16 protein-coding genes are annotated in these 14089 nt (G+C 70.2%); 7 read left to right on the forward strand and 9 right to left on the reverse strand.

Annotated elements, in window-relative coordinates; all coding sequences use genetic code 11:
* Positions 1-244 precede the first annotated feature (244 nt).
* Both ABD323_RS18935 and ABD323_RS18940 read left to right on the forward strand, forming a co-directional pair.
* Positions 245-634, forward strand: a complete 390-nt coding sequence (locus ABD323_RS18935; RefSeq protein ID WP_344442881.1) for a helix-turn-helix transcriptional regulator — start codon at positions 245-247, stop codon at positions 632-634.
* The gene (locus ABD323_RS18940; RefSeq protein WP_344442882.1) at positions 631-1062 is read left to right on the forward strand and encodes an STAS domain-containing protein; all 432 of its coding nucleotides are present in this window, start codon (positions 631-633) and stop codon (positions 1060-1062) included. Before ABD323_RS18935 ends, ABD323_RS18940 begins: the two co-directional genes overlap by 4 nt.
* Before the next feature lie 278 nt (positions 1063-1340).
* Here ABD323_RS18940 and ABD323_RS18945 read toward each other — a convergent pair whose 3' ends face one another.
* The 3 genes from ABD323_RS18945 to ABD323_RS18955 form a co-directional block, all read right to left on the reverse strand.
* Entirely contained in the window at positions 1341-2285 is a 945-nt protein-coding gene (locus ABD323_RS18945) for a SigB/SigF/SigG family RNA polymerase sigma factor (RefSeq protein ID WP_344442883.1), read from the reverse strand.
* A gap of 126 nt (positions 2286-2411) precedes the next feature.
* The gene (locus ABD323_RS18950) at positions 2412-2828 is read right to left on the reverse strand and encodes an SsgA family sporulation/cell division regulator (RefSeq protein WP_344442884.1); all 417 of its coding nucleotides are present in this window, start codon (positions 2826-2828) and stop codon (positions 2412-2414) included.
* A 341-nt stretch (positions 2829-3169) separates the two neighbouring features.
* A complete protein-coding gene (locus ABD323_RS18955) occupies positions 3170-4117 on the reverse strand; it encodes an anti-sigma factor RsbA family regulatory protein (protein ID WP_344442886.1) in 948 nt (315 codons plus the stop codon).
* Between the two features lie 248 nt (positions 4118-4365).
* Here ABD323_RS18955 and ABD323_RS18960 point away from each other — a divergent pair, with 248 nt between their 5' ends.
* Entirely contained in the window at positions 4366-4749 is a 384-nt protein-coding gene (locus ABD323_RS18960; protein WP_344442888.1) for an STAS domain-containing protein, read from the forward strand.
* Here the strand turns inward: ABD323_RS18960 and ABD323_RS18965 are convergent.
* A complete protein-coding gene (locus ABD323_RS18965) occupies positions 4746-6185 on the reverse strand; it encodes an IS1182 family transposase (RefSeq protein WP_425556062.1) in 1440 nt (479 codons plus the stop codon). The genes ABD323_RS18960 and ABD323_RS18965 overlap by 4 nt on opposite strands.
* A gap of 163 nt (positions 6186-6348) precedes the next feature.
* On the opposite strand from ABD323_RS18965, the gene ABD323_RS18970 reads away from it, so the two are divergent.
* Complete coding sequence (locus ABD323_RS18970; protein WP_344442889.1) at positions 6349-6873, forward strand: GNAT family N-acetyltransferase; 525 nt, start codon at positions 6349-6351, stop codon at positions 6871-6873.
* A gap of 538 nt (positions 6874-7411) precedes the next feature.
* Here the strand turns inward: ABD323_RS18970 and ABD323_RS18975 are convergent.
* From ABD323_RS18975 to ABD323_RS18985, 3 genes are all read right to left on the reverse strand, one after another.
* Positions 7412-8311: an aminoglycoside phosphotransferase family protein gene (locus ABD323_RS18975; protein WP_344442890.1), complete on the reverse strand. Its 900-nt coding sequence runs from the start codon at positions 8309-8311 to the stop codon at positions 7412-7414.
* 183 nt (positions 8312-8494) lie between these two features.
* A complete protein-coding gene (locus ABD323_RS18980; protein ID WP_344442891.1) occupies positions 8495-8944 on the reverse strand; it encodes a hypothetical protein in 450 nt (149 codons plus the stop codon).
* Positions 8945-9003: 59 nt separating this feature from the next.
* The gene (locus ABD323_RS18985; protein ID WP_344442892.1) at positions 9004-10512 is read right to left on the reverse strand and encodes an RICIN domain-containing protein; all 1509 of its coding nucleotides are present in this window, start codon (positions 10510-10512) and stop codon (positions 9004-9006) included.
* 533 nt (positions 10513-11045) lie between these two features.
* On the opposite strand from ABD323_RS18985, the gene ABD323_RS18990 reads away from it, so the two are divergent.
* From ABD323_RS18990 to ABD323_RS19000, 3 genes are all read left to right on the forward strand, one after another.
* Positions 11046-11282, forward strand: coding sequence for a DUF6296 family protein (locus ABD323_RS18990; RefSeq protein ID WP_344442893.1), 237 nt, complete (start codon positions 11046-11048; stop codon positions 11280-11282).
* A 108-nt stretch (positions 11283-11390) separates the two neighbouring features.
* Complete coding sequence (locus ABD323_RS18995; RefSeq protein ID WP_344442894.1) at positions 11391-11780, forward strand: anti-sigma factor antagonist; 390 nt, start codon at positions 11391-11393, stop codon at positions 11778-11780.
* Positions 11781-11912: 132 nt separating this feature from the next.
* Positions 11913-12347, forward strand: a complete 435-nt coding sequence (locus tag ABD323_RS19000) for an ATP-binding protein (protein ID WP_344442895.1) — start codon at positions 11913-11915, stop codon at positions 12345-12347.
* Positions 12348-12589: 242 nt separating this feature from the next.
* On the opposite strand, the gene ABD323_RS19005 is transcribed toward ABD323_RS19000, so the two are convergent.
* Together ABD323_RS19005 and ABD323_RS19010 are read right to left on the reverse strand one after the other, a co-directional pair.
* Positions 12590-12817, reverse strand: a complete 228-nt coding sequence (locus ABD323_RS19005; protein ID WP_344442896.1) for a DUF6458 family protein — start codon at positions 12815-12817, stop codon at positions 12590-12592.
* Between the two features lie 195 nt (positions 12818-13012).
* Entirely contained in the window at positions 13013-13447 is a 435-nt protein-coding gene (locus ABD323_RS19010) for an ATP-binding protein (protein WP_425556061.1), read from the reverse strand.
* Positions 13448-14089 lie beyond the last annotated feature (642 nt).

Below are 14089 nucleotides of genomic sequence, written 5' to 3' on the forward strand. Positions count from 1 at the left end.
GCAGCCCGGCCGGGCGGCCCGGGTAGGCATCGTGCCCGACGGCAGGACACACCGGGCCCGCCGCAGTGACCCGCGGGTCCCGCGTGGGGAAGCGGGGCACGGTGTGGTGGGGACCTCGATGACGGCTCGCTCGCCGGCCTCCACGGCCGTTCCAGGATCCTTCCGCCGGCGGGCGGGCCAGCGCGAGACACCGGAGGCCGGAATCAAGCATGACGAGACCGGAATCCGGGTTCATACTTGGGGTATGTCGGACGAGCGGCAGCCCCGCACGAGCTGGACGTTCCTGACGCACCACGCCCGGGTGCTGGTGATGATCTCGCACAACGCCGAGGTGCGCCTGCGGGAACTCGCGATGATGTGCGGGCTGACGGAGCGCGCGGTGCAGGCGATCGTCACCGACCTGGAGAGCGCCGGTTACGTGGTCCGCTCCAAGCACGGCCGTCGCAACCACTACCGCGTCGTGCGCGGCACGTTCTTCCGTCACCCGGCCGAGGCCCACCACGAGATCGCCGGTTTTCTGGACCTCTTCGCAGACCTTCCTCCCGGCGCCGACCCCCACCGTGATCCCCGCTCCGGTCACGTCGGTCAGTACGCAGAACAGCACCCGGAGCCACAGGACGGTGAGCCAAGGTGAGGGAATCTTCCGGGCCCGACCGGCACGACTACTACTCCGACCGTCCACGGGCCGTCGCACCGCGGTTGCAGGTCACCCTGTCGACGGTCCCCGAGACGGCTGTGATCGTCCACCTCGACGGTGAGGTGGACCAGGACACGCGCCGTTTCCTCGACGACGCTCTCGCCCAGGCGATCAGTGATCACCCGCCGCTCGTGATCGTCGACCTGGCCGGCCTGGCCTTCTGCTACTCCTCCTGCCTCAACGCGCTGATCGCCGCCCGTCTGGACGCGCGGGCCGCACACGTCGAGATGGTGCTGGCCGCGGCGTCGCCGCAGACCACGCGGTTGCTGGAACTCACCGGCACCGATCAGCTCTTCGCCGTCCACGGGAGCGTCCGTGCGGCCCTGGCCGATGCCGGCGGCTTCAGGGATGGAACAACACCTTGACCGCCCCGTCCCGCTTCGTCTGGAACATCTCGTAGACGGCGGCCGTTTCGGCCGGCGGACGGCGGCGCGTGTCGAAGTGTCCGCTGCCCAGGGGTCGTTGGCCTGTCCCACCCGTACGGGGCGGACCTCTGGCGACCCGTGATGACCGGACCGCCGCAGGCCGGTCCGGGGTCGGACTGGCCTGCGGCGAGCTTTCGTTCCGTGGGACTTTTGCGGGCGTGCACCTCGCGGGGACGTTCGAGGTGTCGGGTGCCACTGGTGGGTCATCCCGGCGAGGATCAGCCCTTGGCCAGGAGCTCGGCCCGCAGGCCGGTCAGGGTACGCGTGAGCAGCCGGGACACGTGCATCTGTGAGATGCCCAGCCGGCGACCGATCTCGGCCTGAGTCAACTCTGCGCCGAAGCGTAGCGAGAGGATGCTTCGGTCGCGCTCGGACAGGGCGGCGATGAGCGGCTTGAGGGTCTCCAGGCAGAGCACGGTCTCGAAGGCGCCCTCCTCCTGCGCGACCCGGTCGCCCAGCGCGTCGCCGCCGTTCCGGTGGTCGCTGCCGGGCGCGGGGGCGTCGAGCGAGGTGGCGCTCTGCGCCTGGGAGGCGATCAGGCCCTCGCGTACCTCGTCCTCGGGCAGGTCCAGGTGCGCGGCCAGCTCGCCCGGAGTGGGAAGGCGGTCCAGCAGTTGCTCCATCGCGTCGCTGGTCTTGGCCAGTGTCAGGCGCAGTTCCTGCAGCCGGCGCGGGACGTGCACCATCCAGCCGGTGTCCCGGAAGAACCGCTTGATCTCGCCGCTGATGGTCGGCAGCGCGAAGGTGGAGAACTCGACCTCGAACGACAGGTCGAAGCGGTCGATGGCCTTGATGAGGCCGATCGTGCCGACCTGGACGATGTCCTCGACCGGCTCCTTGCGGTGGCCGAAGCGGCTCGCCGCGAACCTCACCAGCGCCATGTTCAGCTCGATCAGGGTGCCGCGCACGTACGAGTACTCGGACGTGCCCTCCTCCGCCGCGCGCAGCCGGGCGAACAGCGCCTTGGACAGCTCGCGCGCGTCAGCAGGGCAGACGGCAGCGGGCCGGCTGGCTTCGATCCCCAGGCGGCCGGCGACCCGGACCAGGTCGGCCGAGCAGGTCACCTCGTCATCGATCGCCTCAGCTGCGCGGGGGGCTGCGCCGGGGGCTGAACGGACGTCGACGTGGGCAGTGGTCGAAGGGCGGGACGCGAAGGTCGGCATGCTCTCTCCTCTGCTGGTGATCACTCGGTCGGGGTGACGCGGCTCGAGTGCCCCACATTGCCCCGGACAGACCCGTCTTTGCGATATGTCCTTACACCTTCACTTCATCTGCACAGAAAAGGGCGGCTACGCCGCGTCGAGTACGGCATGAAGCCAGAGCTCCAGCGCGGCGCCGCACTGCTCGGCCCCCAGCGGAAGCCGTGCGAGCGTTCGGCCGAGGAACGCGCGCAGTTCGCTCGCGGGAGCACGGAACACGGCGGCACCGTCCGGAGCGCGGAGCATCATCAGCACGTGCAGCCCGTCCGTCTCGGGGTCGAAGAGCACATCGCCTTCGCCAGCCGGCGCGTTGAGGCCCTCGGCCAGCAGCGTGCGGGCGAAACCCCAGCTCTCGCCCATCCCGAAGGGCAGCAGGAAGTCGATGCGAACGGCGAGCGGGTCCTGGGGGTCGTAGCTCCAGGTGGTGTGCAGGCCGATGCCGGCCCCGTCGACCGTGAGCAGCTCGAGCTGAATCTCCGCGGTCACCACTGTCTTGCTCCCGCTCATCGGGTGCCCCTCCCCACGTGGCCACTGCCGCCGAGCGGCTTGTGGCGCCCGTCTGCCCGCGCAGAGCCTGCTCAAACCGGGGGCTGACCTGGGCGAGGTCCGCCCTGCCGAGCCCGGCGCCGCATCCGCGAGACCGGGAACGACGGCTCAGCAGGCCGCTGCGGGCAGCCCGTAGCCCCACGCTGCGTCAGGTACCGCGGGCGAGGGTCAGGTGGTCGGTCAGCACGCTGAAACGAGGAGAAGCCAATGGCGCCGTGCACCGCCCCGGAGCGCGGAGCGGCGGGGTGGGCCAGGCGATGGGGTTCGAGCACCGCGAGCGAGCCGCATTCTGCTGGACCCCGTCAGGAGGACATGTGCAGGCGCAGAGTCAGGCCGGTGGGGGTGGCGCGGATTTCGACGAGGTCGCAGAGCTGGTGGATCATCCACAGACCCCGGCCGCCGTTTCCGGAGGTGGGGGAGGTGCGGCTGCGTCCGGCCAGCGGGTCGCGCAGGTACCCGGCGTCGCGGATCTCGGCTATCGCGGTGCCGTCGCCGGTGGTCCACAGGCGCAGTGTGCCGCTGCCGCCGCCGTGGGCCACCGAGTTGGCGACGGCTTCGCTGATCGCGAGGATGAGGTCGCCCCGGCGGGCGCCCTCCAGTGTGGTGGTCCGGGCCCAGGCGTCAGCCTGCCGGCGGACCGCGGCCAGCTGCCCGCCGCGGTACGTCAGCCGGGTCGTCTGGTCGGGCTCGGGCAGCGCCTGGTCGCAGTCGCCGCAGACCACGGCAGGATCGGTGTAGTGCGGGCTCGGGAGGTTCTTGCCGCCGTCGAGGACCGTCGGGTGGGTTCGGCGGGCATCGTCGACGACGCCCGCCGGCAGTGCGCTGACGTCGTACGGGCACAGGATCGTGGCGCCGCGCCGCGCGAAGGCGGTGTTGATCAGGGCTTCGTGCCGGGTGGCTTCGAGGATCTCCGCCCGGGTCCGGCCTGCCCAGATCGGCTCGCCCACGATCCGCACGGGCCGGTCGGGATACCGGTCGGCGAAGTCCTGCAGAGCGGAGAGGATCCGCCCGGGGTTGCGCCCCAGAACCGTCATGTCGGCGAACTCGACCTCGGCGGCGGCATCGCCCAGGGCCGAGCCCAGCGCCTCCAACCGGTGACCGGGAACGGCGACGAAGCACGGCTCGGCGGCGTCCAGGGCGCGGCGCGCGAAGGCGCCGACCGTGCTGACGTACTCCTCGGTCGTGCGGTAGAACAAGGCCGGATGAACGAAGCGTCCGCCGGCCGCCAGGGGGGTCTCGGCATCGGTCATGCCAGCATCTCCACGACCCCGCGCGCGGGCTGATGGTCTCGGCGGGTAGCCGGGCGGTCGTCAGGCGTGAGAGGCACCAGCTTCTCCTCGGCTCAGATCGCGGCCGGCCCCGGTCCGTGGCCGCGGTCGCCGATCCTACAAGAGGCGTGGGTGCGGGCAGGCCCCGCTACCACCGTGGCGGCATCTGACCGTATGGTCACCCCCGGGGGGCGGAACTCGCGTCCCTCTCCGATCATGCAAGAGAGGCGATGACGATGAGCATCGAGGGACGTGGCCGCGCAGTTGGCCCGCGTGAGCCCCACGCCCCGGTCACGGAAGGCGTGGCTCCCGTGCACGTCGTGTGCCGCCTCGCGGGCGACCTGGATCTGGACCGCGTGGGTTCGGCCCGTGCGGCCCTCGACGAGGCACTCAGCCCGCACACCGACTGGCTGATCGTCGACCTGGCGGCCGTCACCTTCTGCGACTCCTCCGGACTGAACCTCCTCCTGCAGACCCGACTGACCGCCGAGCGGGCGGGCACGGGGATGCGGCTGGCCGCGGTACCGGAGCCGATGAAGCGCCTTCTGGAGATCACCGGCGCATCCGCCGTCTTTCCCCAGTACGCCACGGTTGACGCGGCCCTCCAGGGCTAGGAGCGTGGGTCAGTAACGAGCAAGCGGCTCCGCTCCTGTGACCGGCGGATCGGTCGTGGCGGCTCCCCGGCGGGGCCTGTGTGGGGTTCGGGCGGGGGTCTGTCCGCCCGGTGCCCGGCGGGCAGGGCTCGTGACGTGGCCGGGGACCCTGGCTGGATCAGCTGGCCGGGGCGGCGATGCCTGCTGTCCCGGCGTGGCGGAAGATCTTGCGGAGGTTGTGGCAAGCGGCGAGCGTCTTTGTGGATGCGTCCGCGGGGTGCTGGTGGGACCTGCTCGTCGTGGCCGAGGCGGCCGGTGGCCATGAATGTATCGGTGCCGCACGTGAGTTGGCGGTCCCTGGCGGCTTCGAGGTTGGTCTCGGAGCAGTAGCCGGCGTCGACGAGGGCCTGCTTGGGGTGGCGGCCGGTGTTCTGGGCGGACTGGTCGAGCATCGTGGTGTAGTTCAGGGCGTCGGAGGCGTTGCAGGTCACGTCGGCGGCGGTGATGACCTGGTGGGCCTCGTCGACGACGGCCTGGGCGTTGTATGCCTGGATGTAGGCGCCGTCGCTGTTCTTCATGATCCGGGAGTCGGGGTCGGTGAAGTTGGCCTGGGACTTCGGCTTGGGGCGCGCCTTCGCCGCGGCCTTCTGCCCGGCCTCGGTGACGGCCTGCTCGTCAAAGGCGTGGGCACGCTGTTGGCGGCGGCGTTCCTTCTCCTCGGCGTGCACGCGTGCCTTCTCGGTGGCTTCGGCCTCGATCTGGGCGCGGGCGGCCTGCATCCTGGCGAGGCGCTTCTCGCGGCGGTCCAGCTCGGCGGGCAGGTCGGTGTCCTTGCCGTCGACACCGAAGATCTGGTCCTCGGCCGTGTCACTCGCTTCGGTGTCGGCCAGCAACGCGGCGGCCATCGCTTCCAGGTCGGCGATCTCGGCCTCGACCTGCTCTTCCTTGTCGACGAGGCGGCTGTAGCTCATGGCCTTGTGCTTGGAGGCGTTCGCTTCGAGCTTGGTGCCGTCCAGGGCGACGCGGCCCATCTTGACCATGCCGAGCTTGGTCGCCAGCTGCAGCGACTGGGTGAACAGGTCGGACAGGGCGTCGAGGTGGCGGCGGCGGAACCGGGCGATCGATCGGAAGTCCGGGGCCTGGTCGGCGGCCAGGAACCGGAACGCGACGTCGTCGGCGCACTTGCGCTCGATCGCTCGGGAGGAGCGGACACCGGTGGTGTAGCCGTAGATCAGCAGACGCACCATCAGTCTCGGGTCGTAGGGAGGGTAGCCCCGCTTCTCGGTGTAGTCGGCCAGGACTGGGGAGAGGTCGAGCACCTCATCAACCAGGTCAGCGACGAACCGGGCGAGGTGGCCCTCGGGCAGCCAGTCGTCCAGCGACGGCGGCAGCAGCAGGACCTGATGCGGGTCGAACACCCGGAACGTCTTGTCCGCCGCGGTCGATCGAGAGCTCAGCTGCCTCCGCTCGACCGGCGCGATCTCGAACAAGCCGTCCCCTCCACCATGCATGCCGCCATCATTCCGCATGGCAGATCCCGAAGACCCGGCCTCAGTAGCGAGAGCGGCGATCTTCCGAAAACAGCTGGGGCCATGTCAGACGGGCGGGCATCATGATGGGATGCCCAAGCTGATCGCCCCGACTGTCAGGCTGAGGACATCGTTCCTGGCGGCGCTTGCCGAGTTCCGCGCAGACCCCGACCACCCGGTTCCGTGGTTCGTCACCGACGCTGATCCACCGGCTCTGACCGACGCCGTGGCCTTCACCGACTACGTCTCGCGCGTGCTGAGCGAGCGAACCGAGGCAGCCGCGCGAACGGACGGGTTCGTGCCGATGACGACGTTGTGGTGGGCCGAACACGAACAGATGCTGGGCAGGCTTGCGATCCGCCACCGGCTGACTCCGGCATTGGAGAGGGCCGGCGGACACATCGGCTACGACGTACGGCCCAGCGCACGGCGCCAAGGACATGCGACCGCGATGCTCGCCGCCGCGTTGCCCCTCGCCCGCTCGATCGGCATCACGCACGCGCTGTTGACCTGCGACAAGACGAATACCGCGTCCCAGCGTGTGATCGAAGCCAACGGGGGCCAGTTCATCGACATGGCCGGTCACAAGCGCCGCTACCGGGTGCCGACATCCTGACAACCCGATGTGTCGCGACACCACTGATTGCTGTTACTGACCCACGCTCCTAGCCGACCATGATCAACCTCAGCGCCAACCGCTGTACCGATGTTCCAAGCGCCGCCAATTGCACTCGATGCGAACTCGCGACGGTTCGCGAATCGTCGTGGCCAACGGCGCCCACCAGCACGCTGACCAGGGAAGTTGGCCCGGCCTACTGGTGGTGACGGTAGCGACGGACGTGAGGGCGATGCCAGCTGGTGTCACTCGTCCGGCTGACTGACCTGCGGTTTGTCCGCCGACTCGCATCAGATGCGGTTTTCTCGCATGCGACGCGAGTGACGGAGGGTGGTGGACCGGTGGGGTTCAACGGGTCGATCCCAGGTGCGGCACGGCTGCGTCGCGAACGCCCTCGGCTACCACGACAAGATCATCAGCCGCCTTCTCCGAGAGACTGGCGGAACCTGGAGCCGATACGCCGCCGGCGACCACACTCGCTCACCGGTGGGCTGGGTTCCTCGGAGCACCCACGGCAGTTGAAAACGCGAGCCCCCAGTCAAAGGCCCTTCAAAACACGGTCAAGTGCCGACCGGCCGACTGGCCCCCAGTGCGGCTTGCCGCCGGGCAGGCCGCGGTCCCCGGCACGACCCATGGCCATCAGGAACAGGCTCTTCATCGCGGCCAGCCCGCGCGCCCGTCGTACCGCCGCCTCGTCCGCTTGTGCGTAGCTGTTGAAGAACCGAGCGGCGCCGCCCGCGGGGAGCAGCAGCCAGGCAGCCATAAGGTCCCATGCCGGGTCGCCGGCGAAGACCGCGTCGAAGTCGATGACGCCCGCGAGTGTCCCGTCCGCGACGACGACGTTCGCGGGGTGCAGGTCGCCGTGCACCCACACCCGCGGGCCGCCCCACTCGGGAGCCATCACCGCGTCGTCCCACACGGCCCGGATGTCGTCCTCGGCGAAGCCGCCGAGGTCCACGGCCTGCAGGAAGCTCTCGAAGCCGTCCGTGCACTTCCTGGGGTGAGCGCCGAAGGCCGAGGAGTCCGGCGCGTCGGCGGGCGCCTCCGCATGCAGCGCCTTGAGGAAGGCCGCCAGCGTGTCGGCCGCGTGGTCGCCGCGGGTGATCGAGCCGTGGTCCAGCGGCGTGCCTTCCACCCATGTCATGACGGTCCAGACCTTGGGGAAGCGCTCGGACGGTGCACCGCTCCGCACCGGAGTCGGGATCGGCAGCGGCAGGCGCGGGGCCAGCACCGGCAGCCAGCGGCGCTCCTTGAGCTGCGAATCGGGGAGTTTCTCCATCCGCTGCATCCGGACGGCCAACTCGTCCCCGAGCCGCCACATCTGGTTTCCCCAACCGCCCTCCACCTCACGGATGGGCAACTCGGCCAGGTCCGGGTGCTGCTCCCATAGCAGGTCACGGATCAGATCTTCGCTGATCTCAATCTCGGATTCGATCACGCGAAGTCACAGTACTTGAGGCAGGCGGAGCCGACCTTGCCCTTGGGAGATCCAGTCCCCGGTTCGATCTCGCAAGTTCCCGCGGTACCCAGTGATCCCGGGCTCGCAACGACTCAAGGGGGGCATCCCCAGCTCAATGCCAACGAGGGCAGCCTGAACCGCCCCCCGATACGCCGCCGGCGATCACACCTGGTCACCGGCGGGCTGGGTTTCTCGGGGAACCCACGACAGTTGAATACGCGAGCCCACCAGTACCGAGGCCGGACCAGCACCACCCTGCCAGCCATCAACGGCTACACCGAACAGCGCACCTACGACCGGGCCGGGCACCTCACCACCATCGCCGGCACCAAGAGCGGCACCACACTCTCTGCCGGTTACCGGCGCAGCCCAGCGCGGCGGGGTCGAGGTCGAGGGGGAACAGGTCGTGAGCGCGGTGGTCTCGCCAACCTGGACGAGCCGGTCGACGTAGGCGCCGCGCTCGAGGTGGCCGAGGTAGAGGCGCGGAACGGGTTCGAGTTCGCGGCGCCAGTAGTGCGAGATGCCCACCGAAACGCCGCTGGCCGCCTGCTGGAAGGCAAGCGGCCAGCGGTCACCGCATCGCACTACACGCGGCTGGTCGTCGGGGGCCACGGTGGACAGGACGAACGCCGTGGGCGCACCGGGGCGACGCCGTTGTCGGTGATGGCGGCTCAGCCGGCCGCGTGGTACTTGCCGCGGATGCCGGTGGAGCCGTCGGCCTGGGTGACGAGGATGAAGCTCTGATCGGGGCTGCCGTTGTAGGGGTGACCCGTGACGTTGCCGTTGGCGTCCATGGTGAGGGCGAAGTTGTAGTACTTGCCGCGGATGCCGGTGGACCCGTCGGCCTGCGCTACGAGCGTGAAGCTCTGGTCCTGGCCGCCCGTGTAGGACCGGGCTGTCAGAGCGCCCGCAGGGGTGATGGTGAGCACGACGTTGTTGTAGGCACCGCGGATGCCGGTGGAGCCGTCGACCTGCGAGACCAGCCGAAGGCTCTGGTCCGCGCCGCCGCCGAAGATGTCGCCCGCGACCCGGCCGTCGGCGTTCATCGTCAGCGCGCGGTCGTTGCCGACGCCCGGGTCCGCGCCGGTCCAGCGCAGTTCCAGGCGGTGCCGTCCCTGGCTGCCGCCGTCGAACAGCCAGGTGTCGCCCTGCGGGCGGCCTGCCAGGTCGCGTAGCGCCGCGCGGTTGAACGCGAAGGAGCGCTCGCACACCAGGTCGTCGTCGTTGATGAGCCAGCCCAGGATGAGGTTGAGCAGGCCGGCGCCGATGGCGAACCAGGCCGCCCAGCCAGCCGCCGTATCGGAGTCGGACTTGGTGAGCGTGACCGACAGGTCCAGGGCCGCCTCCGCCCACCGGGCCAGTGCCTTGCGCAGCTCGGTGTAGAAGCCGCCGGGGCTGGCGTCGGCCTCCCAACACTGGATCTCACACGTGATGTGCTGGTTCAGCGTTCCGTTGAAGACGAAGGTGTTGGCGTCGAAGACGTGGCGGGTACCCGCGACCGTCGAACCGTACTCCCGCGTGTTGTACGACGTCTTGGCCTGGCGGTCACTGCCGGAGGCGATCCCCCAGTAGATCTCGTCCTTGCCGAGCTCGTTCGATCGACGCTCGCAGGTGAAGGCGTGCATCCGCACCTGGCCCTGAATGTCGTCCGCGGCCGCCACCCCATCCCCGCTCGCGCTCCCCTTCAGGAACGTGGCACCGCGTCCGTACTCGGCCAGCGCAGCCACGAACTCCTCGTCGTCCAGCGGCTCACCCTCCCGGAGCGCGCTGACGTCGACGACGCGCACGTTGGGCTGCGCCATGACCTGTGCGGTGATTGCCGGAAGGTCGGCCTTGAGGTCGGCGAGGCTGTAGCCGGTCTCCAGGGGCAGGCTCGTGATCCTCTCCGGGAGGATGGTGATCGGGCCGCGCGCGGCCGCCTCGCGGTAGACCCGGCCGAACTCGCCGAGCTCCTCTACCGGGACGAAGTCGCCGACGAGATCGATCAGGCGCTGCTCGAGGTCGGTCAGCTCCAGGCCCTTCTCCATCCGGTCGGCGCCGTGCAGCAGCGCGCCGACCAGAACGTTGCCCGGACGGTTCAGCCGCAGCCGCCGGCCAGCCGGCGTCTCGGCCCGTCCACCCGACAGGGTGGCGCGCAGCTTCTGCAGACGGTCCTCGGGGGTCATCGGGAACGCGGCCATGCGGAACCACACCCTTTCCAGGTGTCCAGTGCGGGCACCACACCCACATGCGCACACAACGTAACTGTTCGGATTGCATCCGTAGCGGAAAAATTCGAGGCTGGCCGGAAGTCGGCCCCAGGAAAGATCGGGCCTGCTTGGTGATCGCGACAGTCCGAAGCGAGCCGCCTCGGGACATCGCTGACGGAGCGCCCTCCTGGATCAGAGGTCAACATGTGTGCTCCACAGAGCGACGCTGACTTGACGGGGGCCCTCGAAGCCGACATCAAGGCGTGGATCGCCGTCTGGAACGAGAATCCACGGCCCTTCACTTGGACCAAGCCGCGGCACGGTGTCGGCCTGGCCACGGAGCCGGCATCCGGTGCGGCCGACGTCCCCGACGACGGGTGCGGGGAGGGAGTGGACCCGTGGAACGGGGGTAGGCGGCAGCGCGCCGCTTCGCCCGGGCATCCGCCGGGATGCCCGGGCGAAGCGGCGCGCTCACGTCGCGACAGCCGGGCCGCCTGGCTGGTCCCCACGATGGAAGGACTTCCGTGTCCCACGAACGTTATGAGCTGACTTTCCGTCACACTCCTGCCTTCGGCCGCCCCGGCAACCCCGACGTGGTCGTGGTGCAGCGTCAGGAGGCCACCGGCCCGGGCGGGCATCCGCTCTATCGCGACCGCAGCGGCATACTCTGCGTGGAGATCAGCGACCGCGACGAGGTCCGGATGCTGAGCACTGGCGTGCACCAGTCGCCCTTGCGCCCCACCGCCGTCCGCCGTTCGTAGCACCGGTCCTCACCCCGTGCGGCAGCGCCGGCCTTGCCGGGCTCGGGCGAGGCATTGTCGGGTCATGGCAGACTGACGAACGCGTCACATCCAGCGCAGAGGAGCGCCATGCAGAGCAGTGCCGTCGAAGGAACCGGGGCCGGGGCCCGGGCCGCGGCCGACCGTCTGACCGTCGATGTTCGGATCCATGGTCGGACCGTGGTCGTATCGCCGGCCGGCGAGCTTGATCATGACAGCGTGGCTCTGCTGAGCGGGCGACTTGCCGATGCCCTGGGTCGGCCTGACGGCCGCCGGTTGGTGGTGGACTGCCGGGATCTGTGGTTCTGCGACTCCACCGGACTCAACGCCCTGCTCGCAGCCCGACTCGCCGCCGAGGAAGCCGGCAGCCCCCTCGTCCTGGCCGGCCTGCAGCCGACGGTGGCCCGCGTATTCGGGATCACCGGTGTCGACAGGGTGTTCGATATCCGCCCCGACCTGGACGCCGCCATCCTGCGGTGAGTGCTTCCCCCTCGCGTGTCCCGCCGCGATCGGCGGGAAGACGACGTCGCGGCAGTCGACCCGTCACCCAACATCCGGCCTTCAGATTGAGGAAAGATGAGTGCGAGCGATCCCCGGACCAGCGACCGGCCGGTGCTGCCCGCGCTCCCTCCCCACGGGCAGATCCGCCGACTCACCCTGAACGGCGCCGCCGGCACCGTGGGGCGCTGTCGTGACCACACCCGCCAGGCCCTGCACGACTGGGGATGGCTGCCCACCGGCGACCCGGACCAGCAGGCCCGTGCCGATGACGTGCTGCTGGTTGTTTCCGAACTCGTCACCAACGCCTGCCGGCATGCCGGCGGCCCCGAACAGCTGATCGTGCAGGCGACCGAGCGGAGCCTGCGCATCGACGTCCTCGACGGGCTTGCCACGCCTCCGCAGCCGCGACTGCCGCATTCGCCGGGCCGAATCGGCGGCCACGGCCTGCACACGGTGGCGCTGCTGGCCAGCCGCTGGGGATCCACGCCGCAGGGCGAGGGGCTGGGCAAAACCGTCTGGGCCGAGTTCGACGTCCCCGCTGCATGATCCCGCCGTCCCGCTCATGGTGCGGTACGTGGCATCCGGGTACTCGGGACGTGTGCAGGAGATGGCGGGGGGAGAGGGCCGGCGCCCGGGCGTGGCGTCACCGCGTTCCGGTTCCGGGACGCGGTGACGCCCGGTAGCGCTACGGCGGACTGTGGATTCGGCCGCGACCGGACCGCGTCGGGCACTGCTTGCGGGCACTGACTTCCGTGCGCCGCTCGTCCCGGTAGCTCCATCGTCTCGGCTCACGGCTGGTCGTAGTAGCGCCGCTCCTCGACCACCTCGTCCGCTCCCGCACGGCCCGTGGAGCGCCCGCGCCGGAAGATGCTTCCGTAGGCGATCAGGCCGAGCAGGCCGGCCGCCATCAGGATCCAGCCCACCAGGTGGACGTCCATTCCGGACAGATGCCAATTGACCCCGAACGCCAGTACGGCACCCAGGGCGAACAGCAGGATGCAGCTGCCGATACCCATCGCTTCTCACTCCTCGCTGGTAGGGACTGATCTTCGGCTGCCCCCGATCCGGCGGCTGACACCCGACTCCGTCCACAGGTAAGCGGGGTGACGGTCCTTCGGACCTGGCCGCGCGGCCCCGACGCCCGATCAGGACTCGGCGTCCCGGTTCGCCACCCGCGCCCGGCGGCGAGGGAGAACCCGGCGGTCCTGCCCTCAGCCTTCGGTGCCGGCGTGCGGATCCGGCTGCCCCGGGGCGTGGAAGCAGGCGGTGATGGTCTTGCCGTCCGTCTGTGCCCGGGTGCGCCAGTCGTCGGCGAGGGTGTCGATGATCGCCAGGCCCCGTCCGCCCGGCCGGTCCGCGTCCGGCGGCCGGGGCTGGGGGAGCTCGCTGGAGGAGTCGTGGACGCAGACGTACAGGTATCGCCGGTCCCAGAGCAGGACGAGTTGGGCGCTGCTGTGCCCGTGGATGTGGGCGTTGGTGATCAGTTCCGACACGGTGAGCACCACGTCGTCCGCGGTGTCCGGTACCTGGGCGGTCCACCCGAGGTCGTCGAGGTGTTTGCGCGCCCACTGGCGGCCGGCCCGCACTCCGCCACTGACCGGGAAGGAGCGGGCCCATCCGGTGGCTCTGATCCTCATCGCACCCATCACGCGCCTCCCTGTCCTGCCGGTTGAGTCCGCCTACCCCGATCCCGCTGCGGCAAGGGGCGTGGGCACAGGACGGTGCGGGGCTACGGGCCGCCGGACGGCGAGCGGCCCACGTCGACGGTGTCTCCCGGGTCGGCCTTCGCCCTGCCCGCCAGCGCGCCGCGGGTGTCCAGTCACGTCACCGCGCGGGTGGCTGAGCCCATCCGGTAGGCGGCAGCCGCGTCAACGGCGGCCACGGCAGCGAAGCGACGTCAGGCCGGCCTCCGCCCGCAGCGCGTCGAGCGCCGACGAGGCCGGCGCCGCGCGAACCCGTCTGCCGTCGACACCGCCACCCCCCGGCTCACTCGGTCACCCCGTGGCGCTCCACCCAGGCGTCGATCCGGTCCCACTGGGCGCACGGCTGGGAGATCCGCGACCAGCGCCTGGGGGTGCTGGGGACAGGGCCGATGTCGGTGCACCAGGCACTGCTCTTCCGACAGTGCCAACGTAGTTGATGGTGTGTTGAGCGCGTTCTCGTAGGCGATGGGGCAGCGGTGCCCGAGGGTGGCAAGAGGTTGCCCGCCGGCAGTGGTGTGGAGTGGCCCGGCCGGTGAACAGTGGGCGGCGATGCGCTGTCTACGCGGGTCCTGGTGGGCCGTTGTG

The sequence above is a fragment of the Kitasatospora nipponensis genome, from assembly GCF_039528135.1.
GTDB lineage: Bacteria > Actinomycetota > Actinomycetes > Streptomycetales > Streptomycetaceae > Kitasatospora > Kitasatospora nipponensis.